Origin of the sequence: Motilibacter rhizosphaerae, assembly GCF_004216915.1 — a bacterium.
Lineage (GTDB): Bacteria > Actinomycetota > Actinomycetes > Motilibacterales > Motilibacteraceae > Motilibacter > Motilibacter rhizosphaerae.
This window is the reverse complement of sequence record NZ_SGXD01000003.1, coordinates 91,236-114,027: the sequence shown is the minus strand read 5'-3', so window position 1 is coordinate 114,027 and position 22,792 is coordinate 91,236. Positions and strand designations below refer to the sequence as shown.

The window sequence follows — 22,792 nt, the reverse complement described above, 5'->3', positions numbered from 1 at the left end:
GCCCCGCCTCCCACCCGGAGCCTCCCGTGATCACCTGCCGCGTCACCCTCGACCCCGACTTCACCGTGGGGGAGGTGCCCCGCCGCCTGTTCGGCTCGTTCATCGAGCACATGGGCCGCTGCGTCTACGGCGGCATCGTCGACCCCGGCCACCTCGAGTCCGACACCGCGGGCTACCGCGCCGACGTCCTCAAGCTCACCCGCGACCTCGGCGTCAGCCTCGTGCGCTACCCGGGCGGGAACTTCGTCTCCGGCTACCGCTGGGAGGACGGCGTCGGCCCGGTCGAGCAGCGTCCCTCCCGGCTCAACCTCGCCTGGCACAGCACCGAGCCGAACACCTTCGGGCTGCACGAGTTCATGACGTGGGCCGCGCAGGCCGAGGTCGAGCCGATGATGGCGGTCAACCTCGGTACGCGCGGCATCGAGGACGCCTGCAACCTGCTGGAGTACGCCAACCACCCCGGCGGCACGGCGTGGTCGGACCTGCGCGCCCGCAACGGCTCGCCGGACCCGTTCGGCATCAGGCTCTGGTGCCTCGGCAACGAGATGGACGGGCCCTGGCAGCTCGGCTTCAAGTCGGCCGACGAGTACGGCCGGCTCGCCGCCCAGACCGGCAAGGCGATGCGCGCGGTCGACCCGACGATCGAGCTCGTCGCCTGCGGCAGCTCGACGCCCAGCATGCCGACCTTCGGACAGTGGGAGGCGACGGTCCTCGAGCACGCGTACGACGTCGTGGACTACATCTCGCTCCACGCGTACTTCACCAACGACCCCGAGGACCGCGCCGGCTGGCTGGCCTCGGGCGTCGCCATGGACGAGTTCATCGACGGAGTCGTCGCGACCGCGGACCACATCGGTGCGAAGCGCCGCTCCCGCAAGAAGCTCATGGTCAGCTTCGACGAGTGGAACGTCTGGTACGACGGCAGGACTCCCGGCACCACCGAGGACTGGGTCCCCGACCCGCGGCTCATCGAGGAGGACTACGACGTCGAGGATGCGGTCGTCGTCGGCGGCCTGCTCATGAGCCTGCTGCGGCACGCCGACCGCGTCGGGGTCGCCGCGCTCGCCCAGCTGGTCAACGTCATCGCCCCGATCCGGGCCGAGCCCGACGTCGCCGCCTGGCGGCAGACGACGTTCTTCCCGTTCTCGCTCACGGCGCGGCTCGCCCGGGGGATAGTGCTGCAGACCCGGCCGCAGGTCGCCGCGATCCCCACCAAGGCCCTCGGCGAGGTCCCCGCCGCTGACGCAGTCGCGGTGCACGACCCCGCGACCGGCGCGGTGACGGTGTTCGCGCTCAACCGGCACCAGGACCAGACCGTCGACCTTCAGCTCGGCCTGCGGGCGTTCGGTGCTCTCACCGTCGCCGAGCACCTGCTGCTGGGCGGGGCCGACCTCGACGCGAGCAACACCCGGGCGACCCCCGAGCGCGTGGCACCGCGCAGCGCCGCGGGGACGGCGGAGGCCGCACGCGCCACGGAGACCGGCTTCTCCGTCCCGCTGCCGCCGGTCTCCTGGAGCGTGCTGCGGCTGGTCCCGGCGCAGGGGGAGGCATGACCACGGTCCAGGCCGGCCCGGTGTCCGCCCGCATCCCCGCCTGGGACGGCTACTGCGCCGACCCCTTCGCGCTCGCGACGCCCGAGGGCTTCGTCCTGTACGGCACGGACCCGACGGTCGCCCGGGACGATCCGCGTGTGTTCTGCCTGCTGCACAGCGAGGACCTGCGGACGTGGCGACACGTGGGCGGTGCACTCACCCGGCTCGCCGACGAGCCCGAGGGCGCGGAGTACTGGGCACCCGAGGTCGCCCACGCCGACGGCACCTACTACCTCTACTACTCGGTGGGGGCGGGGGAGGTGGGTCACGCCCTCCGGGTCGCCGCCTCCCGTTCCGCGCTGGGGCCCTTCGAGGACGTCGGGGTCGTCCTCACGCCGGGTCTCCCCTTCGCCATCGACGCCTCGCCTGTGCAGGACGCCGACGGCTCCTGGTGGCTCTACTTCGCGACCGACCACCTGGCCGGTCCCCGGCCCGGGACCGTGATCGCCCGTGCGCGGCTCCACCACATGACCGAGCTGGGACCGGTCGAGATCGTCCTCACGGCCGACGCGGACTGGCAGGTCTACCAGCGCGACCGGTTGATCTACGGCGAGCGGCGCGACTGGCACACGCTCGAGGGTCCGTCGCTGCAGTACCGGCAGGGCCGCTGGTGGATGCTCTACAGCGGCGGCAACTGGCAGGGCGAGGGCTACGGCGTGGGCCTCGCCGCCGCGGCCAGCCTCGACGGGGACTGGGCTCCCGTGGGGGAGGGGCCGAGCGTCCTGTCGTCGGCGAGCGGCCTGCTCGGGCCCGGGCACTGCAGCGTGCTGCTCGCGGAGGGCAGGGACTTCCTCGTCTTCCACGCGTGGGACGACGCACGCCGACTACGGCGCCCGCACCTCGCGCCGCTGACGTGGACCGAGCAGGGGCCCGTGGTCGAGCTCGGCTGAGGCACCATGGCTGCGTGACCCGGCGATGAGGAGTGCGCGGCTGCTCGGCGTCGCGGCCGCCGGCCTGCTCGCGGCCGCCGCCTTCGCCTGGGCTTCCGGCCAGCGCGGAGCCGCCGCGTTCTACCTGCTCGCGGCCCTCGGGCTCGGCTCCGCGTCCGTCGTCGAGCGGCGCAGGCACCGGCGCCGCCGCTAGCCCTACGCCTCCGCCCGCCCGGCCACGACCCGCTCGATCCGCCGGTCGGGCACCAGCCAGGCGCTCGCCAGCACGACGTACGCCGCCAGCCCGGCCCACGCGCTCAGCGGCGTCAGCGCGATCCCGAGCAGGCAGAGCACCGGCGACAGCTTGCCCTTGAGGTCGCTGCCGACGGCGATGCGCACCAGCGACTGCTCGCCCTGCAGCCGGATGATGCACGTCTGCAGCAGGAAGTACGCGATGGCCGCCGCGAGCTGGATGGCGCCGTACAGCGCGACGGGGACGGCGTCGAAGTGGTGCTCGCCCATGAAGCCGGCCGCCCACGGCACCAGCGAGAGCCAGAACAGCAGGTGCAGGTTCGCCCACAGCACCAGCCCGTCCACGCGGTCGGTGGCGTGCAGCATGTGGTGGTGGTTGTTCCAGTAGATGCCGACGAAGATGAAGCTCAGCACGTAGCTCAGCAGCACCGGCAGCTCGTCGTGCACGGCCGCCCACGTGGTCTGCTCGGGCACCTTCAGCTCGAGCACCATGATCGTGATGATGATGGCGAGGACGCCGTCGGTGAACGCTTCCAGGCGAGAGGTGGGCATGGCCAGACGCTAGCCGGGACGGCGCCGACCCGTACCCGAGTCGCCCCGTCCCCGACTCGGGTACGCCACGCGGCCTGCGACCGGAGCGCCCCTCCCGCCGCTCCGGTCGACGGTCGCTACGCCGGTCGTCCCGCGCCGATGCCCTCGGTCTCCAGCCGCTCGCGGACCTGCCCGCCCTCGGGCAGCACCTCGAGCCGCGCGCCGCGCAGCAGCGCTGCCTCGATGGCGCTGTGCAGGAAGAACGCCAGCGACACCGACGGGCCCTGCACCGCCGCGGTGTCCAGCACGATCACGTCCCCGGCCCTGCTCGTCCGGACCGCTTCTGCCACCCGCTGCCGCTCGACGCTGAGGTCCCCGTCCGGGCCCATCGTCACGAGCACGGGGCGCCGCGCCTGGCTCGGCAGCAGCTGGCTGATCCGACTCTCGTCCTGCTCCACACGGACCTCCTCGTCCGACGGGTGAGACAAGCGACACCGTGGCACCGCGCCCAGCCGTGCGGAACACCGTGCCCGCAGTCGTGATGCGATCGTGACGCAGCGGGCCGAAGAGAGCGCTCCCCGCCTCCGAACGGGTGACGGGAAGCTCAGTGGTTGGCGTGGAAGTGCCAGGCGACCTGCTGCGCGGTGAGCTGGACGGGGTAGACCGCGACCTCGTCGAGGCTCCCGACGAGGTACGGGTTCGACGGGGAGTTCTGCCACCCCGACAGCTGGTTCCCGCCCCAGCGCCAGTAGCCCGTGTAGTTCTGCACGGTGGTGTAGGCCGGGCCCGTCATGGCCTGCTTGACCCCGTCGACGTAGAGCAGCATGCCGGCGGGACCCGAGGTCGCCGCGACGTGGTGCCAGGCGCCGTCGGCCTCCGGGCTGTCGGACTTGATGATCGTGAGGCTGCTGGCGCCGTTGTTGACGCCGAACTCGACGTATCCGCCCGTGTCGATGTAGAGGTTCTGGTTCCAGGCCGAGCTCGACATCCCGGTCTTGTCGTTCGTGTAGCCGATCAGCGCCCCGCCCTGGCCCGGCGCGACCTTGAACCAGCACTCCAGCGAGAAGGTCGAGCTCGGCGTCGTCACCTGCGTCGTGTCGTAGCCGTTGGCCGTGCCGGAGTACGCGACGGCCGTCGACCCCGTCTGCCCCTGCTGCGCCCCCTGCAGCGCCCCGGTCTGCGCTGCGGCCATGGCGATGACGTCGCTGCTGACCGGCTCGGTGCCCTGCGCGCCGCCGCTGTTGTAGAGCGTCGTGACCTCGGCCTGGGTCAGCGCACGGTTGTAGACGTGCACCTGGTCGAGCGTGCCCGGCCAGTAGTTCGTCGGGCTGCCGGCGTTGCGGCCGCGCCCGACCTGCAGCCCGCCCATGGTGGTCGGCACGTAGTTCAGCGTCACCGAGGCCGTGTTGACCAGGGTGCTGCCGACGTACAGCTTCATCAGGTGCGTGCTCGCGTCGTAGGTCCCCGTGAGGAACGTCCACGAGTTCACCGGTGAGCTCGCCGGTGCGTACGTCGCGGTGACCGCGGTGCTGACCGTGCTGTTGATCCCGAAGACCCAGCGCCCGTAGCTGCCGTAGGTCCCGTCGAAGGTGAGCCAGAAGTAGCTGCCGGTGTCGGCGACCTGCGTGACCGCGTCGGCGTAGCTGCCGAGGGTGTTCGTCAGCACCCACGCGGACGTCGTGAAGCTGGTGTTCGCCGGGACCACGGGTGTGCTGCCGCTCGTGGCGTACTGCTGGCTGGCGGCCGCCAGCGCGAGGCCGTTGCCGTACTTCCCGCCCTGCCCGAACGCCGGCGGGGAGCCGGCGTCGCTGGCGAGCGTCAGCGGGATGGTCGGCGTGTTGCCCGACGTGTCGGCCGCGCTCGACGCGCCCGCCGACTCGGAGAAGTCCCAGCGGCCGTAGTACGCCGTGCTGCTGGAGATCGCCGAGATCTCGCTCGGCGTCAGCGCCCGGTTGTAGACGCGGATGTCGTCGACCTTGCCGTTGACCGGGTCGCTCGCGGCGCCGTGGTAGAGCGACCGGCCGACCTCGAGCGACCCTGTCGCGTTCCACAGCGCGGGCACGCTGGTGGCACCGCCTGCCGTGCCGTTGACGTAGACGGTCGCCGTGCCGGCGGTGCTGTCGTAGACCCCGACGAGGTCGTACCACGAGCTGGTGCCCGCCGTGCTGGCCAGCAGGGACTGGTTGAGGGTCGCGCCGGAGGTGTCGGCCGACGTGAGCACGAACCGCCAGCCGGTCCCGGCCTTGTAGCCGAGGTAGAACGCGGAGTTGACCGAGCCGTCCTGGCTGACGACGGTCTGGGTCCCTGCGGTGCCGGCGAACATGATGCGCGCCGAGACGCTGAAGCTCCGGTCCGTACGCACGGCCGGGCGCGCCGACGCCACCACCTGGGCGCTGCTGGCGCCGAAGGAGAACGCGTTGCCGGACCAGCCGGTCGCCCCGACGGTCGCGCCGGTGACCGTGCCGGGGTCGGCCCCGCCCGAGGAGTCGTACGCCGTGGTGCCCGACGCCTCGTCCGCCTTCCACCACAGCGACGGGCCGTCGGTGCGCCCGTTGTAGGTCCCCGACGAGGAGCCGCTGCTGCTGGTGGCGGTGCTCGTGGAGCTCGCCGACGCGGCCTCGTCCTGGCGGTAGTAGAGCGAGGGCGACTGGCGGCCCACCGCGGTCGGGTAGTCGTCGAACGAGGACGCCGCCGTCAGCGTGCTCGAGCTGGTCCCGGTCCCGCGGAAGGCGGCGCGGGCGACGCCCACGGGGACCACGAGGAGGGCGAGGAGCAGGCAGAGCACGGCCCGCGTGCGGCGTCCCTCTGCGCTGCTCACGCGCGTCCCATCGGCAGGGACGTCCCCGGCATGACGTGCGCGAGGGCCTGTCACCCCCGCTTCCTAGACTCGCCGGCATGGCCCGCTCGCTCGACGCCCTCGCGGACGCGGAGATCCGCGCGCTCGTGGGCACCCGTGCGTACGAGCTGGGGCGGGCGCTGGCCGAGGCCGGCCGTGTCACCGGCCTGACCCGCGACGCCGCGTCGGGGGAGATCTCCGGGCTGGTCAAGGGGACGATGCCCGCGCCTTACCAGGTCCTCGTCGCGCCCAAGGGCAAGGGCGTCGCGGGCCACTGCTCCTGCCCGGTGGCGTTCGACTGCAAGCACGTGGCCGCCCTGCTGCTCGCCGCGCGCACCGGGCCCGCCGGGTCGAGCTGGCAGCGCAGCCTCGCCGCGGTCGTCGAGACGGTGCCCGCCTCGCGAGGGAAGCCGCTCGCGCTGCTCGTCGACGCGGTGGCGACGCCGGCGGTGGGGCAGCGGACGCGCCAGGAGCTGCGGCTGCGCCCGCTGTGCCAGGGGGCCAAGGGGCAGTGGGTGAAGACCGGGGTGTCGTGGCTGGACCTGCGGCGCACGGACCTGCTCGGCCGCTACGACAAGGCCCAGCGCGAGGCGCTGCGCGACATCGCCCAGGCGCATGCGGCGGTGTCGGGGGCTTACTACTACGGCAGCAGCTCGAGCTCGATCCGCGTCACCGACTTCGGCCCGACCGCGCTGCGGCTGCTGCAGCGGGCGGCGGCGCGCGGCGTCGCCCTCGTCGACGACCGGCTGCGCCCGGTGGCCCTCGCGGAGTCGGCGCCGGTCGCCCTCGACCTGGCCGACGAGGACGGCGCGATCCGCCTGCAGCCGGTCCTCCAGCACGCTGCCGGGGGCGTGCCGCTCTCCGAGCTCGACCTCGTGGGCGAGCCGCCGGTGGGGGCGTTCTCGCACGACCCGCGCGTCGTCGCCGCCCTCGCGCCGGACCAGCAGGACGCCAGCCTCGTCGTCGTGCCCTTCCCCGAGCAGCTCGACGACCGGCTCCGCGAGCTGTGGCGCGCGACCGAGCCGCTGACGATCCCGGCGACCGAGTCCGCCGCGTTCTTCTCGGGCTACTACCCGGCGCTGCGCCAGGTCGCCCCGCTCGTGTCGCGCGACGGCAGCGTCAGCCCGCCCGAGGTCGAGCCGCCCGTGCTGGCCCTCACCATCGCGTGGTCCGGGCTCGAGGCCGACCTCGCCTGGGGGTTCGAGTACCGCGTGGGCGACGCCGTCACCCGCGTCCCGCTCACCGGAGCCGCGAGCGGGGTCTCCCGTGACCTCGACGAGGAGCACCGGGTGCTCGACGCCCTCTCCGACCGGGTCCAGCGCTTCCTCGACATGCCGCCGCACGTCCGCGACATGGACGCGGTCGAGCTCGTGCAGGAGGTGCTGCCGCTGCTGCGCTCCTCCGGCGTGCGGCTCACCGAGCTCGGGGAGCGGCCCGACTTCCGGCCGGTCACGCTCCCGCCCGTCATCGGCATCACCGCGGAGGAGACCGGGCGCCACCGCGACTGGTACGACCTGGCCGTCACGGTCTCGGTCGACGGTGAGGTCGTGCCGTTCGACAAGCTGTTCCGCTCGCTCGTGCAGGGGCGGACGCACCTCATGCTCGAGGGCGGCAGCTACCTCGACCTGCGCCGACCGGAGCTCGAGACCCTGCGCGAGCTCATCGAGGAGGCTGAGCGCGTGCAGGACCGCACCTCGGAGAACCTCTCGCTGAGCGTCTACCAGGTCGGCCTCTGGCAGGAGCTGCTGCGGCTGGGGATCGTGCAGTCGCAGAGCGAGCGCTGGAACACCGCCGTACGCGGTCTGCTGGAGCTGCCCGACGCTCCGCCTCCGCCGGAACCTCCCGGCCTGCAGGCAGAACTGCGGCCCTACCAGCGTGCCGGCTTCCAGTGGCTGGCCTTCCTCTGGCAGCACCAGCTCGGCGGCATCCTCGCCGATGACATGGGCCTCGGGAAGACTCTGCAGACGCTGGCGCTCGTGCTGCACGCTCGCGCTGCTTCCCCTGCTGGTGGGCCGTTCCTCGTCGTCGCGCCGACGAGTGTGGTCGCGGGCTGGGCCCGGGAGGCGGCGCGGTTCGCGCCGGGTCTCGACGTGCGCACGGTCACCGCGACCACGTCCAAGCGGCGGGTCCCGCTCGCCGAGGACATCGCCGGGGCCGACGTCGTGGTCACGTCCTACACGCTGCTACGCATCGACGAGCCGTCCTACAGCGCGCTCGACTGGGCCGGGCTCGTGCTCGACGAGGCGCAGTACGTCAAGAACCCGCGCGGGCGCACGTACGCCGCTGCCCGCAAGATCTCCGCGCCCTTCCGGTTGGCCGTGACGGGCACCCCGCTCGAGAACAGCCTGCTGGATCTGTGGTCCTTGCTCTCCATCGCCGCGCCCGGGCTCTACCCGGACCACGAGGTCTTCACCGAGATCTACCAGCGGCCCATCGAGCGGGGCAACCACCCCGAGCTGCTCGCGCAGCTCCACCGGCGCGTACGGCCGCTTATGCTGCGGCGCACCAAGGAGCAGGTCGCCTCCGAGCTGCCGCCCAAGCAGGAGCAGATCCTCGACGTCCCCCTGGAGCCGAAGCACTTCCGCGTCTACCAGGCGCACCTCAACCGCGAGCGGCGCAAGGTCATGGGGCTGCTGCACGACTTCAAGCGCAACCGCTTCGAGATCCTCAAGTCGCTGACGATGCTGCGCCAGCTCGCGCTCGCGCCGGAGCTCGTCGACCCTGAGTACACGGGCCTGCCCTCCAGCAAGATCGAGGTCCTGCTCGAGCAGCTGGTCGAGGTCGTCGCCGAGGGCCACCAGGTGCTGGTGTTCAGCCAGTTCACCCGGTTCCTCCAGCTCGTCCGCACGCGCCTGGACTCCGCCGGGATCCGCAGCGCCTACCTCGACGGGCGTACGCGCGACCGCGAGGCGCCGATCGCCGAGTTCAGCTCGGGTGCCGCGTCGGTGTTCCTCATCAGCCTCAAGGCCGGGGGAGTGGGGCTCAACCTCACCGCCGCCGACTACGTCTACATCCTCGACCCGTGGTGGAACCCCGCCGTCGAGGCGCAGGCCGTCGACCGCGCCCACCGCATCGGCCAGGACAAGCCGGTCATGGTCTACCGCCTTGTGGCGACCGGGACGATCGAGGAGAAGGTGCAGGACCTCAAGGCGAAGAAGGAGGCGCTGTTCCGCCAGGTGGTCGACGACGACGGCGCGGTCTCCGGCCCGCTCACGGCGGACGACGTACGCGGCCTGCTGGGCTGAGTGCGGGCGCCGTCGCTGAGGTCCTCGCGGGCCCCACCTCCCCGCGCTGATCATGCACATCTTGTGGCGGCGGAGCCCCCTCCCTCGCCCGTGATCATGCAGATCACGGGCCGTCCTGGGGTGAACTTGATCAGGCTGCCCGATCGAGTGGAGTCACGCCGAGGGGGAGGAGTGGCTGCGCGAGAGCGGTCTCGTCGGGGCCCGCTGACGCGGTACGGCGCCCGACGGCCCGGACCCGCCCCCGGCCGGCCGGCCTCCTGCGCTGGCGGCTACCCGATGGGGGTCCATCCGTACTCGCCCACGACGGTGGCCCCGGCGGCACAACACTGATGGGGCGACGCACCGCCAAGGCCGTCCGCCTCCTCAGCCGCGCGGCACACGAACTGACGGCGAGCATCACGAGATTCAACCCCTTCGGCGACCACCTCGTGCTGCTGGGCGCGAACCTGATCGGGCAACCTGATCAACTTTCCAGCGGTGAGCCGAAGGCCCTCGCGCGAGCGGCGAGCAGCCGTCCCCGCACCTGCCGTGGCTAGAGTCGCCGTCGTGCGCCTCCCTCGCCTGCTGGTCCCGCTGCTCGCCGCCCTGCTGAGCGCGATCGTGAGCTCGCTCGCCCTCGTGGCGCCGGCCTCGGCGGCGACGCCGCTGCCGAAGCTCCGCGGCTGCGACGTCAAGGCCGCGCTGCGCCCGCACACGCTCTGGCTGTCGTGCGACAGCACCTGGGAGCTCAAGGGCCTTCGCTGGACCCGGTGGACGGCGACGGGCGCGACCGGCACGGGGACCGAGTCCGTCAACGATTGCAAGCCGGACTGCGCCGACGGCTCGTGGCGGAGCTACCCCGTCCGACTGGCGCTCAGCGGGCCGATCGACACCGAGGCCAGCGGGCGCATCTTCGGCCGGATCGTGCTGACCTACCCGAAGCACGACGCGCAGGGCCACCGTTCGCGCTCGATCGACATGGTCCGCGACTACCAGGTGGTCCCGATCGGCGGTCGGCCGCCGACGGCGACGGAGCTGACCGCTCTCACGGCGGCCTTCACCGCGGAGTGCGCGTCGCGCGGTGCGAAGCTCGGCGGCGGCCCGCTGGGCTTCCACGTCTCCACGGTCAATCGGGGCTGGGCGTGGGGCGAGGGCGTGTGCACGCAGACCGAGCTCGTCGCCGTGCTCGAGCGCTCCGGCGGCGCCTGGCACATCGTCGTCGACGAGTCCGGTGGTCCCGTCGCCTGCGCCGACGTCGAGAAGCAGGTGCCGCTGCCGGTCGTCCGCGACCTGCGCATCCTGGGGACGGACGCCACGGGCATGGAGACGCACTGCTAAGCGGACACGCTCAGCCGAGCCGCTCCCGCAGCCCCGTCGCGCGCGCCGCCGTCCGCTCCACCGCCGCGACGACCGCCTCCTCCGAGCCGATGACGCGCACCGATCCGATCGCCCGGGTCAGCGCGGTGTAGAGCGTCTCCCGCGTACCCAGCGGCGAGCTCGCCGGCGGCAGCACGAGGCTCACCCGGGCGAACTGGCTGCCCTGGCTGCGGTGCACGGTCATCGCGTGCAGCGGGCGTACGGCGCCGAGCCGCGCGAGCGGCACCACGACGGGAGCGCCGCCCCGCCCGAACGCCCCCACGATGCCGTCGCGCCGCTCCACGACGGCGCCCGTGTCGCCGTTGAACAGCCCGATCTCCGCGTCGTTCTCCGTGACGAGCAGCGGCTCGCCGACGTAGCGCCCGTCCGGGCGTACGTCGAGGTCGAGCTCCTCCTCGAGCCAGCGCTGCACCAGCCCGCTCCACCGCTGGACGCCGCGGGGACCGGTGCGGTGCGCGCAGAGCAGGCGGTGCCGGTCGACGGCTTCCAGCGCGCCGGGGAGGTCGCCCACCCGGGCGGCCGCCAGCAGCGCGCGCCCAGCGTCGAGCGCGTCCGTGCGGATGCCGGCCCAGGCGTCCTCGCCGACCGGGTCGTCGTCGGCCACCTCGACGAACTGCACGCTCGGGTCACCGGAGCGCAGGACCTGCAGCGCCGCAGCGGCTTCGCCGTCCTGCACCGCGCGGGCGAGGCGGGCGATCGGCCCGGTCGAGGCGAAGCGCCGGTTGGAGGTCAGCCGCGCGACGCTGCCCGCGAGCCGGGTCGAGGCGGCGACGTCGCCGAGCACCGCGCCGGCCTCGACCGAGGCTAGCTGGTCCGGGTCGCCGACGAGGATGACCCGGGTAGCCGGGCGCAGCGCCTCGAGCAGCCGGGCCATCATCGTCAGCGGCAGCATCGAGGCCTCGTCGACGACGAGCACGTCGACCGGCAGCCGGTCGTGGCGGTCGTGCCGGAAGCGGCTGCGGGCGTCGGGCCGCCAGCCGAGCAGCCGGTGCAGCGTCGTCGCCCTCAGCGTCTGCACCTGGTCGCGGGCAGGGGAGTCCAGCGTGGCGGAGGAGGCGCGGACCGCCTCCTCGAGGCGCACCGCCGCCTTCCCGGTCGGCGCAGCCAGGGCGACGCGCCAGGTCGGGTGCTGCTCGAGCAGCAGCGCGAGCAGCCGCGACACCGTCGTGGTCTTCCCGGTGCCGGGGCCGCCGGCGAGCACGCTCACCCGGTGCCGTGCGCAGAGCTCCGCCGCGACCCGCTGGTCCGCGTCGTCGACCTTCGGGAACAGCCGGGCCAGCGCCGCCTGGAGCAGGGACTCGTCGAGGTCGTCGGGCGCGGAGTCCGTCCGCGCCAGCAGCTCCTCCGCGACCTGCTCCTCCTGGTGCCAGTAGCGCGCCAGCCACACCCGCGACCCCTCGACCCGCAGCGGCCCGCCGACGAGCGGGCTCGCTGCCACGCGCGCCGCCCAGTCCGCGCCCGGCCACGGCAGCACCACGGGCTCCGCGTCGACGTCCTCGTCCGGGCTCGTCGTCTGCTCGGCGGTGGCGAGGTCGAGCACGACCGAGCCGTGCCGCGTCGAGCGCACGGCCAGCGCCACGGCGAGCAGCACGGCCTCGTCGGTCTCCCCGGCCAGCGCGGCGAGCCGCGTCGCGACGTGCACGTCAGCCGGCACGAGCACCCCCGCTGCGGCGAAGTCCGCGAGGGAGCCGGACGCGGCGACGGAGACGGCGCTCACGGCGTACCTGCCAGCAGGTCGGAGGTGTCGACCACCAGCCCGGGCGGCGGCTGCCAGGAGAAGACGCCGGGCGCCGAGCCGTCGGACGCGCTGACGCCGGGGCCGACCATGCCGCGCAGGAACAGGTAGAGCGCGCCGCCGAGGTGCTGCGCCGGGTCGTACGCCGGCAGCCGCCAGCGCAGGTAGCGGTGCAGCGCCACGGAGTAGAGCAGTGCTTGCAGGGGGTAGTGCGACTCGATCATCGCCCGCTCCATCGCCGCCGGACGGTAGTGCCAGGCGGTCAGCGGCTCGTCGTACGGTGCGAGCCGGTTGGTCTTGTAGTCCACGACGACGAAGCGCCCGTCACCGGTGCGCAGCACCGCGTCGATGCTGCCGGTGAGGTAACCGCGCACGGGCGGTGGCGCGAGGTGCGCCAGGGCGGCGGCGTACGCGCTGAGCAGTCCGCCGGGGACGTGCCGGCGCCACAGCGGGGCGAGCCGCTCGAGCAGCACCTCGAGCGCGCCGGGGTCGTCGCCGCCGGCGAGGGGCAGCTCGAACTCCAGCTCCGCCAGGCGGTCCTTGCCCTCGAACGCGGCCAGCGGCACGCCGCCCGCGAGGTCGAGCGGTGTCGCGAGCGACGACTCCAGGGCGGCGACGAGCCCGTCGGGCGCGAGCCCGGGCGCGTAGCGGCCGACGGCGCGGGTGACGACGCCGCGCAGGTCGCCGGAGAGGTCCTCGAGGGCCGCGTGGACGAGCGTGCCGAACGCCGTGCCCCCGGGCAGCTCCGACCACGGCGACGGCACGTCGTGCAGGTGCGCCTCGCCGTTGTGGGCGGCCTCGACGGGCAGGTCCGCCTCGTCCTCCTTCTGGGCGGTCTCGGGCTCGGAGCCGAAGCGCATGCCCTCGTGGGCCGCTGCGGTGAGCGACGAGTAGGACGTCCTGCGCCACAGCAGGTCCAGCGGCCGGTCGAAGCGGGCGAGCTCGAGCTGCGGCGGCGGGGGAGGGGTCGGCTTCCACGCCTGCAGCTCGCGCGACCCGACGACCTCCACGGCGAAGCCGCCGTCGCTCGCTGCGGCCCGCTCGCGGAACTGCTCGACGCTCGCCGCGTCGGACAGCACGTCCAACCGCTGCGGCAGGACGCCGTCGGGGCCGCTGCCGGCGAGCAGCCGGTGCAGCGGTGCGGCGGGGGTGTTCGTCGTCGGCGCCCACCACATGACGAGGTGCCCCTGCGCTCGCGTCAGCGCGACGTAGGTCAGCCGCAGCTCGTCGTCGGTCTCCTCGGCGTCGTGGTCGCGCAGGTGGCGCTGCCAGTCGGGCGCCGTCGGGCCGCCCACGTCACGCACCCGCTCGTCGCCCTCGTGGAACACCACTGAGCTCGGGTTCGTGCGCGACCAGTGGGAGTAGGCGAACGGCACGAGCACGACCGGGAACTCCAGGCCCTTGCTCGTGTGCACCGTCATCACCTGCACCGCGGCCGCGTCCGACTCCAGCCGGCGGCTGCGCTCCTGGCCCTCGTCGCCCTCGGCCTCCGCCCGCCGCCGGCGCAGCCAGGTGAGCAGCGCGGTGAGCCCCAGCGAGCCCTCGATCGCCGCGCGGTGCAGTGCCTCCGTCACGTGGCGCAGGTCGGTGAGCAGCCGCTCGCCGCCGAGCTGCCCGAGCACCCGCGGCTGCAGCGACTCCGCGAGCGACACCTGCTCGAACAGGGCGGCCACCCCGCGCTCCTCGAGCAGCAGCGCCCAGGTCCGCAGGGCGAGCGCGAGGTCGTCGACGCGACGCAGCGCGTCAGGGGCGTCGAGGTCCTCGGCGGTGAGCCCGACGAAGGCGCTCACGGCCAGCCGGCGTACGCGCGTCGCCCGGTGCGGCTGCTCCAGCGCCTCGAGCAGCACCAGCCACTCCTGCGCCGCCCGGCTCGCGAACACGCTGCTGCGGCTGGAGAGCACGACCGGCACTCCCGCGCCGCGCAGCGCCTCCTCGACCGCCAGGGCCTGCTTCGCGGTCCGGCACAGCACCGCGATGTCCCCCGGCTCGACCGACCGGTCCGCGGAGCCGTCCCGCGGGTGCAGCCGGGCGCGGGCCAGCAGGCCCGTCACCTCGGCCGCGACGTCGGCCACGACAGCGGGGAGGGCGACCGCGGTGGAGAGCAGGCCGGACTTCAGCACGTCGCGGTCGGTGCGCGTCACCACCCGCAGCCGGACGGGCGCGGCTGCGGGCACGAGGCGACCGGCGTGCGTCGACTCCACGGGCACGACGCGGATCCGCGGGTCGCCCAGCGCGGCGCCGGAGAACACCGCGTCGAGCCCGCGCAGCAGCAGCGCGTCGCTGCGCCAGTTGGTCGGCAGCGTGCTCACGGCCTCCGCCGACGACAGGGCGTTGAGGTACGCGTGGACGTCCGCCCCGCGGAAGCGGTAGATCGCCTGCTTCGGGTCGCCGATGAGCACGAGCGTGCGGTACCGGTGGAACGCCTCCCGCAGGATCGACCACTGCACCGGGTCGGTGTCCTGGAACTCGTCGACGAGCACTACCGAGTAGCGCCTGCGCAGCCGGGCCTTCGCTGCCGGTGCGGAGGTCGTGTCGGTGAGCGTCCGGGCCAGCCGCTGCAGCATGTCGTCGTAGTCCAGCAGCCGCAGGCGCCGCTTGCGCGCCTCGAACTCGCCGCGCACCGCGGTCGCGATGCGCGAGCGCTGCCCTGCGGGCTCCGGCGCGTCCGGACCCGGCACGAGCCGCGTCGCCGGGTCCTGCGCCACCGCACTCGCGAGGTCGAGGAACTCCTTGCGCGACATGTCCGGCGGAGGAGCCCCGGGCAGGCCCCACTTGCGCAGGTAGAGGTCGTCGGCGACCTCGGCGAGCAGGTCGCGGGGGTTCTCCAGCAGGACGGCCGCGGGATCGTGGTCGGCGCCCGTACCGAGGGTCGCCAGCACCTGCTGGCAGAACCCGTGCGTGGTCGTCACCGTCGCCGCGTCGAAGGACGCCAGCGCCACGTCGAGACGGCGCAGCCGCTCCCGCCGCTCCTCCTCGTCGGTGTCGAGCAGCCGCTGCAGCACCTCGTCGCGCTCGTGGGCGCGGCCACTCGCGAAGCCGTCGCGCGCCGTCACCAGGCGCTCGCGGACCCGCTCCCGCAGCTCGCGGCTCGCGTCCCGGCTGAAGCTGACGACGAGCAGCTCCTCCATGGGCGTACCGGCTTCGAGCAGGTAGCGCAGCACGAGGGCGGCGATCGTGAACGTCTTGCCCGTGCCGGCGCTCGCCTCGAGCACGGTCGTCCCTGCGGGCAGCGGGCCGGCGAGGTCGAAGCGGGCCGCGCTCACGACGACAGCCTCTCGTGGTCGAGCAGCCGGCCCCAGAGGCGGACGGCGAGCAGGCTGAAGCGGTCCGGCTCGTCGGTCGGCCAGCCCGGCCCGGCCTCCTCGGGCCAGGGCTGCTCGCCGAGCAGCGCGTCGAGCGGGGCGTCGTCACCGAGCAGCAGCCGCCACTCCGCCTCCGCCCGCTCGCCGGGGTAGCTGTCACCGCTCCACGCCCAGTCGGCCCGGCGCAGGGCCATCGAGCGGCGGTCGCCCCCGTGCCGGCGCGCGGCGTACGCGGCGGCCGCCTTCACCGGCAGCGGCAGCGGCGCGCGCAGGCCGGAGCGGTAGAGCGCCACGAGCTCCTCGAGCGCGACGCGGGCCTCGTCGGCGTCGAGCGGCGCCAGCTCGGAGCGCCCGGCCCCGCCCTTGCCGCGCCCGACGGCGACGGCGCGCAGCTCCCGGCCGGGGTGCGCGGCGCTCGCCGCCACGAGCTCGACCCACGCGCGCAGCCGGTGCTTCGCGGCGAGCGAGGAGTAGGCGACCGAGAGCAGCACGCCACCGCGTACGCCGCTGACCGTCCCCGTCAGCCGGGTCCCGTCGGCCAGCGCCACATCGACGTCGAGCGCCTCGGGCGGCAGCTGCCGCTCCCGCTCGCTCGCCGCGAGGACGGCCTCGACGGAGGCCGCGAGGCTGCGGCCCTTGAGCTCGCCCAGCGCGCCCGGCGGCAGGGCGCCGCGCCCGAGCTCGCGCTGCAGGCACTCGTGCATGTCGACCCCGGTGAGCCGCGCGCGCAGCATGCGGTCGCCCACGGCCCAGGTGTCGAGCCCCTCGGGGTCGACGGGCAGCGCGTCCTGCGGCTCGTCCTCGTCGCGCGGCACGGCGACCTCGAGCCGCTGGCGCAGGAAGCCCCGAGCCGGGTGGTCGAGCAGGCGCGCGAGGTCGGCCAGCGCGACGTCGGCCGCGGGCTCCGGGGGCAGGGGAGCGCTGAGCAGCGGGCTCGGGGGTACGCGCCCCGCCGCCTGCGCCCGCGCGCCGGCGAAGGCGAGCGGGTCGAAGGAGAACGGCTGCGGCAGGGCGAAGTTGCGGTCGTCCGCGGGCTGCAACGGGTGCCGCCGGACGACGAGGTCGCGGGCGCGCGTCCCGGCGGGTGCCGCGACGGTCCTGTCCACGGCGTCGAGCAGCTCGCCGAGCGGCACGGCCGGGGGGACGGTGGCGCCCGAGCGCTCGTCGGCCCCCGTGTAGGTCACGACCAGGTGCTCGCCCGCGGCGCCGATGGCGTCGAGCAGCAGCTGGCGGTCCTCGCTGCGCGGGTCGCGCTCGCCGACCCAGGGGTCGCGGGCGAGCACGTCGTCGCCGTCGCCGGTGGTCTGCCGCGGGAAGGTCCCGTCGTCGAGCCCGAGCAGGCAGACGACGCGGTGGGGGACCGAGCGCATGGGGACGAGGGTGCAGACCGTCATCGTGCCGGTACGGAAGCTCGAGCGCGTCGGGCGTCCGGCGAGCACGGGATCGAGCACGGCGCGGACGTCGGCGAGCGTCAGCGGCGCGGTCGACCCGGCGGCGTCCTCCGCGACCTGGCTGAGCTCCTGGCGCAGCTGGAGCTCCTGCCAGCCGGCGGTCGGCGGCGCCGCGGCCACGCCGAGGACGGCGTCGAGCAGCCCCGAGCACCACTCGGCGGCGGTCCAGGTGCCGCCGAGGAGCAGCTCGGCGCGCTCGACCCGGGCCACGAGCTCGGCCAGCCGGCCGGCGAGCTCGATGTCGCTGCTGTCGACGTCGTCGAGCGGCACGATGCCGGCGAGCTCGCCCTGCGCCTCCTCCATCGCGACACCCAGCAGCAGCCGGTCCAGCCCCTCGCGCCACGTGCCCTGCCCGATGCCGCCGAGCTTCCACGTCTGCCGGTGCTCGCGGTCCAGCCCCCACCGCACGCCCGAGGCGGCGACCCACGAGCGCAGCCGCTCGACCTGGTCGTCGTCGAAGCCGAAGCGCTCCCGCACCGCCGGGTCGTCGGCGAGGTCGAGCAGCTGGGTCGCCGTCACGCGACCGGTGCCCAGCGCGACGAGCGTGGCGAGGACCGCGAGCAGCGGGTTGGTCTGGCGCAGCGAGCGGTCGGCGATCCGGACCCGCAGCCGGGCCGCCGGGTGGACGGACGCCGACTCGTCGCCGAGCGCGAAGGCCGCGGCGAGCAGCGGCGCGAACGCCTCGACGTCCGGGCACATGACGATGACGTCGCGCGGCTCCAGCGTCGGGTCGGCGGCGAGCAGCCCCAGGACCGCCTCGCGGAGGACCTCGACCTGGCGGGTGCGCCCGTGGCAGGCGTGCACCTGCACCGTGTCGTCGGCGGGGTCCAGCGGCCGCGGCTCGGTGGGGACGCTGTCGGTCGCGAGGTCGTGCTTGAGGCGCTGCAGCAGCGTCCGGTCCGGGTCGGGCGTCGCGTGGTGGACGTCGGCGTGCGGCGGGAGCGACTGCTGCAGCTCGACGACGTCGCGCGAGAGCGAGGCGAGCAGCGGGTTGCGCAGGCGCGTACGGACCACGTCGTCCCCGCGCCGGCGCGGCGCCGGCTGCGCGGAGACGGCGTCCCACAGCGCGGGGGAGGGGTGGTTGAGCCACAGGTGCACGTCGCGGTGCTCGGCGAGCGCGTCGAGCACGCGCAGCCGGGCCACGGACAGGCGGCTGGCGCCGAAGACGCTGAGCCGGGCGGGGAGCCCGGCGAGGGCGGGCTCGCGGCGCAGCCGCTCGCAGCCCGGGCCGAGCAGCTCGGCGGGGGACGGGACGCCCAGCTCCTCGCGCAGCCGCCGCCACAGCTCGGCCTGCCAGTGCAGGTCCTCCGGCAGGGGCGTGCCGTCGCCCTGCTCGTCGCGGCCCGAGCGCCAGGCGAGCAGCATCTCCGGGCGGGCGGAGGCGTAGCGCGCGTACGCCGCCGCCAGCCGCGTCACCACCCGCAGCCGCCGTCCGCTCTCCGTGCCGCCGAGGTGCTGCGCGAGGCCCTTGCACCAGTCGTCGCCGATGCAGCCGTCGAGCACCGCCAGCAGGTCCCAGGCCACGCGGCGCGGCGCCCACCGCGCGACCGCGTCCGCGTGCTCCGGGCTCGCCGCCTGCAGCGCGTCGTCGAGGACCGCCGCGGGGGCGGGGAACAGCACGTTGGCGCAGACGCCGTCGCCGTCGACCGCGCCGAGCACGTGGGACAGCCGCTGCGCGAGCCACCGCTCCACGCCCTTCGCGGGCACCGCGACGACGTCGGGGGCGAACGGGTCGTCGAGGGGAGTCCGGAGCACCTCGGCCAGGGCGCCCACGAGCGCCGTGCCGCTGGCGGCGCGGTGGACCACGAGCACGGGCTGCCCTCCTCTGCCTCGGTGCGCCTGCACGCTACAGGCGGGGTCCGACAGTCCCTGCCGCGTCGGGCACGTCCTGCCGCCTCGGTAGCCTGCAGGGACCCGTACCAGGCAGCGGGCCGGACAGCAGGGAGCACGCGCGTGAAGAAGGTCGACTACAGCGGCGAGGTCCCCCGCAGCCCGGAGGACGTCTACGCCGCGCTCACCTCGCCGGAGTTCTGGCGCTCCTACGCCACCTCCCACCGGCTCGCCGCCCCGACGGTCGAGACCGTGCAGGAGGGCGGCGCGACCGTCACGCGGATGAGCTCGCGGGTCGGGGTGCCGTCGCAGGCCCGCGCACTGGCCGGCGACTCTGCCGACGTCAGCACGACGACCCGGTGGTCCACGCCGAGCGCCGGCGACCTCCGCGTCGACGTCGCGGCCAAGCAGAAGGCCGACGTCACGGGCACGATCACGCTGACGCCGGCGGCGAGCGGGACCCGGCTCGCCTTCTCCGGCGAGCTCAACGTCCGCGTGCCCTTCCTCGGCGGCGTCGCCGAGGGCCAGGCCGTCAAGTACGTCCCGCAGGCGTTCGCCGACCTCGCGAAGACGCTCACCTCCTGGCAGCAGTAGCTCCACGGGTGACCGCCGCCGTCCCGCGCTCGCTCGCGCTGCTCGTCGCCGGGGCGTTCTTCCTCGAGACGCTCGACGGCACGATCGTCGCGACCGCCGCCCCGAGCATGGCCCGGGCGCTGCACGTCGAGTCGAGCGCGATCGGCGTGACGATGACGGCGTACCTCGTCACGGTCGCGGCGCTCATCCCCGTCTCGGGCTGGCTCGCGGACCGGCTGGGGGCACGGACGACCTTCGCCGTCGCGGTGGCCGGCTTCACCGCCGCCTCGGCGCTGTGCGCGGCGAGCACCTCGCTCGGCGAGCTGACCGCGATGCGCGTCCTGCAGGGGGCGGCCGGGGCGCTGATGGTGCCCGTCGGCCGGCTCGTCGTGCTGCGCGACACCCCGAAGGACCAGCTGATCCGGGTCGTCGCCTACCTCACCTGGCCGGCGCTCGTCGCGCCCGTGCTCGCGCCGGTGCTCAGCGGGCTGTGCACGACGTACCTCTCCTGGCGCTGGATCTTCCTCGTCAACGTGCCGCTGGGGGCCGTCGCGCTCGTCGCCGCCCTCCGCCTCGTGCCGCAGGTCCGCCGCGACGACCGGGCCCCGCTCGACTGGACGGGGTTCCTGCTCAGCGGGGTCGCCCTCGCCGCCCTGACGTACGCCGGGGCGCTGCTCGGCGAGCGGCACCCCGCGCTGCTCCCGGTCGTCGTGCTCGCCGTGGTCGGCGCTGCCGCGCTGGCCCTCGCGGTCCGGCACCTGCGGCGCGCGCCGTACCCGCTGGTCGACCTGGGAGCCCTGCGGCTGCGGACGTTCCGCGTGGTGCACGCCGGCGGCTCGCTCTACCGGGTCGCGGTCGCGGGCGTGCCCTTCCTGCTGCCGCTGCTGTTCCAGGACGTCTTCGGCTGGAGCGCGCTGCGCGCCGGTGCCCTGGTGGTGCCCGTGTTCGTCGGCAACCTCGTCATCAAGCCGGTGACGACGCCGCTGCTGAAGCGGTTCGGCTTCCGCCCGGTGATCTGCGGCGCCGCGGCCGGGCTCCTCGTCACCCTCGTGCTCGCCGGGCTGCTCTCCCGGCACACACCGACGGTGCTCGTCGCCGTGCTGCTCCTGCTGAGCGGAGCGTTCCGCTCCATCGGGCTGTCGGGCTACAACACCATCGCCTTCGCCGACGTCCCGGCCGAGGAGATGGTGCACGCCAACACGCTGTCCAGCACCATCCAGCAGCTCGCGGCCGGTCTCGCCGTCTCCGTCGCCGCGGTCTCCCTCGGGGTGAGCGAGGGGCTCGGCGCGTCGGCGGCCACGGCGTACCGGCTGTCGTTCTGGCTGCTCGCCCTGCTCGCGCTCGTCGCGCTGCTCGAGGCCGCGGCCCTGCCGGCGGACGCCGGCTCGCGAGTCCGCGCGGGCCGCTAGACCGGCGAGGGGCCGGGCCCGCAGGCCCGGCCCCTCGCCCACCTCGTACGCGTCAGCCGACGGCGCCCGGGAGCACCGCCGTGCCCTGGATCCGGACCGCCTGCAACTCGCGCGGGTCGATGCCGAGCAGGCCGAGGATCGTCGGCGCGATCTGCGTGGTCTCGACGCTCGTGCCCACGACGCCGCGCGCGACACCACCGCCGCTGACGACCAGCGGCACGTCCCGGTCCTGCGGGTCGAAGCCGCCGTGCTCGGCGATCTTCTTGGTGCCGCCCGTGAACACCACGCCGTGCTGGGCCAGACCGACGACGTCGGGGACGCGGGCGTCGCCGGGACGTACGCCGAAGAACTCCGCGGCACCCGCGCCCGACAGCACGCTCGTCAGGCCGGACGCGGCGTAGGGCCGGGGCTTCCCCGCCGAGTCGGTCGCCTTCGCCGCCCCGTCGGCACCGGTGCCGTTGCCGTTGACGGACAGCAGGAACGACGCGGCGAAGCGGGTCGCAGCAGCAGAGCGGTCGCTCAGCCAGAGGAGCATGCCGTCGTCGTCGGACGACCCGGCGACGAGGTCGGTCGTGTGCGACGCGGTCGGGTCGACGTCCGCGGCCTTGCGCCATGCGGCGTTGAGCGCGTCGAGGACGGCGCCGTCGTCGATCCGCGTGAGCGAGCCCATGTCCTCGGGTGACTGGCCGTGCTTGGCCGAGAGGATGACGGTCGTGCTCGCGCCCAGGTGCTGGCGGGAGATCTCCTGCTCCAGCCGGCCGACCTGAGCGTCCACGAAGGTCAGCGCCGAGGTCAGGACGGGGCCGAACCGCTTGCCGTCAGCGGTGTACCCGCCCGCCTCGCCGCCGGAGACGGGGAGCTTCTCGGCGGTCGAGACCGCCTGGAAGTTCAGGCCCAGCACCGCCGGGACGCCGAGCCTGCCCTTGCGGCTGTGGTCGTAGCCGTCGAGCTCGTTGACGACCGCCTGGACCTTCGCGGCGTCGTACTGCTGCGTGGCGGCGTTGTCCGTGGTCCAGTCGCCCTTGGTGGCGGCGTCGTCGCTGTTGATCTCGGGCGTGAAGAGGTCCTGGATCGCCTTGCCGCCGGGACCGCCGAGGATCTCGTACGCCGGGTGCTTGTCCGACCAGGCCGTGCGCAGCCCGTGCGCGCGGGCGACCGAGAAGACGGTGTTCACCTTGAGGTACTGGTCCGGGTAGACGGGCTTGCACGTCGTGGGGTCGACGGGCAGCTTCGTCGGGTCGATCAGCGCGCGCGGCGCCCCGGTCATCGCGAGGATGCCGCCGGGTGCGGTCGCGACGCCCTGGCCGGCGTCGAGGCGGCTCGGGTCCTTGTCGATGCTCTCGTCGTAGGCCACGGTCGTGCCCGGCGTGGCGCCGGTGCAGCTCTTCGTGCCGGGCGCCAGCAGCGTCGGGTTCCAGGTGACGTCGTAGTAGACGCCGGTCGTGCGCGGGTCCCCGCCGGTGAGCTGCCCGACCAGCCCGGGGAAGCTGTCGCTGGGGAAGGGCGTCTGGGCCGCGGTGAACTCGCGGCCGCCGGACACGAGCCGGGCGAGCGCGCCGTGCGGGTGCAGGCGCACCCAGCGGGTGAGGTCGTCCTGGTGCAGGCCGTCGACGGAGACCAGCAGCACGTGCCGCTGGGGGCCCGTACGGGCGGGCGCGGCGGCGGCGACCGCGCCCGGCGCGGCGAGCGCCACCGCGGTGACGGCGAGGGGGAGTGTGCGGGACAGGCGCAAGGGGTCACCTCGGGACGGAGCGGACACGGGCGCCCGCATCGGAGCAGCCCCGGGTGACGTGTCCGCGACCAGGACCTGG

14 protein-coding genes are annotated in these 22,792 nt (G+C 74.5%); 7 read left to right on the top strand and 7 right to left on the bottom strand.

Annotation, left to right across the window (positions count from 1 at the left end; all coding sequences use genetic code 11):
- The first annotated feature begins 26 nt into the window (after nucleotides 1-26).
- The 3 genes from arfA to EV189_RS20195 are packed head-to-tail and all read left to right on the top strand — an operon-like array spanning nucleotide 27 to nucleotide 2,675.
- The gene (gene arfA / locus EV189_RS11265; protein ID WP_231116292.1) at nucleotides 27-1,553 is read left to right on the top strand and encodes an arabinosylfuranosidase ArfA; all 1,527 of its coding nucleotides are present in this window, start codon (nucleotides 27-29) and stop codon (nucleotides 1,551-1,553) included.
- On the top strand, nucleotides 1,550-2,482 hold the full coding sequence (locus EV189_RS11260; protein WP_130493084.1) for a glycoside hydrolase family 43 protein: 933 nt from the start codon (nucleotides 1,550-1,552) through the stop codon (nucleotides 2,480-2,482). Before arfA ends, EV189_RS11260 begins: the two co-directional genes overlap by 4 nt.
- A gap of 25 nt (nucleotides 2,483-2,507) precedes the next feature.
- Nucleotides 2,508-2,675: a hypothetical protein gene (locus EV189_RS20195; RefSeq protein ID WP_165400263.1), complete on the top strand. Its 168-nt coding sequence runs from the start codon at nucleotides 2,508-2,510 to the stop codon at nucleotides 2,673-2,675.
- Nucleotides 2,676-2,677: 2 nt separating this feature from the next.
- On the opposite strand, the gene EV189_RS11255 is transcribed toward EV189_RS20195, so the two are convergent.
- From EV189_RS11255 to EV189_RS11245, 3 genes are all read right to left on the bottom strand, one after another.
- The gene (locus tag EV189_RS11255) at nucleotides 2,678-3,265 is read right to left on the bottom strand and encodes a TMEM175 family protein (RefSeq protein ID WP_130493083.1); all 588 of its coding nucleotides are present in this window, start codon (nucleotides 3,263-3,265) and stop codon (nucleotides 2,678-2,680) included.
- Between the two features lie 116 nt (nucleotides 3,266-3,381).
- Entirely contained in the window at nucleotides 3,382-3,702 is a 321-nt protein-coding gene (locus EV189_RS11250) for a hypothetical protein (RefSeq protein ID WP_130493082.1), read from the bottom strand.
- 146 nt (nucleotides 3,703-3,848) lie between these two features.
- The gene (locus EV189_RS11245; RefSeq protein ID WP_165400262.1) at nucleotides 3,849-6,062 is read right to left on the bottom strand and encodes a LamG domain-containing protein; all 2,214 of its coding nucleotides are present in this window, start codon (nucleotides 6,060-6,062) and stop codon (nucleotides 3,849-3,851) included.
- Between the two features lie 77 nt (nucleotides 6,063-6,139).
- Here EV189_RS11245 and EV189_RS11240 point away from each other — a divergent pair, with 77 nt between their 5' ends.
- The gene (locus EV189_RS11240; protein ID WP_130493080.1) at nucleotides 6,140-9,325 is read left to right on the top strand and encodes a DEAD/DEAH box helicase; all 3,186 of its coding nucleotides are present in this window, start codon (nucleotides 6,140-6,142) and stop codon (nucleotides 9,323-9,325) included.
- A 546-nt stretch (nucleotides 9,326-9,871) separates the two neighbouring features.
- A complete protein-coding gene (locus EV189_RS11235) occupies nucleotides 9,872-10,642 on the top strand; it encodes a hypothetical protein (RefSeq protein ID WP_130493079.1) in 771 nt (256 codons plus the stop codon).
- Between the two features lie 10 nt (nucleotides 10,643-10,652).
- Here the strand turns inward: EV189_RS11235 and recD are convergent, their stop codons facing one another.
- The 3 genes from recD to recC are packed head-to-tail and all read right to left on the bottom strand — an operon-like array spanning nucleotide 10,653 to nucleotide 18,981.
- Nucleotides 10,653-12,398 (bottom strand): exodeoxyribonuclease V subunit alpha, encoded by a 1,746-nt coding sequence (gene recD / locus EV189_RS11230; RefSeq protein ID WP_130493078.1) that lies wholly within the window; start codon nucleotides 12,396-12,398, stop codon nucleotides 10,653-10,655.
- Nucleotides 12,395-15,679 (bottom strand): UvrD-helicase domain-containing protein, encoded by a 3,285-nt coding sequence (locus EV189_RS11225; protein ID WP_231116291.1) that lies wholly within the window; start codon nucleotides 15,677-15,679, stop codon nucleotides 12,395-12,397. The genes recD and EV189_RS11225 overlap by 4 nt, the downstream gene beginning before the upstream one ends.
- A complete protein-coding gene (gene recC / locus EV189_RS11220; protein WP_130493076.1) occupies nucleotides 15,676-18,981 on the bottom strand; it encodes an exodeoxyribonuclease V subunit gamma in 3,306 nt (1,101 codons plus the stop codon). Before recC ends, EV189_RS11225 begins: the two co-directional genes overlap by 4 nt.
- Nucleotides 18,982-19,122: 141 nt before the next feature.
- Between recC and EV189_RS11215 the strand changes: the two genes are divergently transcribed.
- On the top strand, nucleotides 19,123-19,593 hold the full coding sequence (locus tag EV189_RS11215; protein ID WP_165400261.1) for a DUF2505 domain-containing protein: 471 nt from the start codon (nucleotides 19,123-19,125) through the stop codon (nucleotides 19,591-19,593).
- 8 nt (nucleotides 19,594-19,601) lie between these two features.
- A complete protein-coding gene (locus tag EV189_RS11210) occupies nucleotides 19,602-20,981 on the top strand; it encodes an MFS transporter (protein ID WP_130493074.1) in 1,380 nt (459 codons plus the stop codon).
- A 52-nt stretch (nucleotides 20,982-21,033) separates the two neighbouring features.
- Here the strand turns inward: EV189_RS11210 and EV189_RS11205 are convergent, their stop codons facing one another.
- Entirely contained in the window at nucleotides 21,034-22,752 is a 1,719-nt protein-coding gene (locus tag EV189_RS11205; RefSeq protein WP_130493073.1) for an alkaline phosphatase family protein, read from the bottom strand.
- Nucleotides 22,753-22,792 lie beyond the last annotated feature (40 nt).

Coding starts and splice junctions, on each gene's coding strand:
- EV189_RS11205 (WP_130493073.1), bottom strand. CDS start 22,752: ATGCGGGCGCCCGTGTCCGCTCCGTCCCGAGGTGACCCCTTGCGCCTG.
- EV189_RS20195 (WP_165400263.1), top strand. CDS start 2,508: ATGAGGAGTGCGCGGCTGCTCGGCGTCGCGGCCGCCGGCCTGCTCGCG.
- EV189_RS11260 (WP_130493084.1), top strand. CDS start 1,550: ATGACCACGGTCCAGGCCGGCCCGGTGTCCGCCCGCATCCCCGCCTGG.
- EV189_RS11255 (WP_130493083.1), bottom strand. CDS start 3,265: ATGCCCACCTCTCGCCTGGAAGCGTTCACCGACGGCGTCCTCGCCATC.
- EV189_RS11240 (WP_130493080.1), top strand. CDS start 6,140: ATGGCCCGCTCGCTCGACGCCCTCGCGGACGCGGAGATCCGCGCGCTC.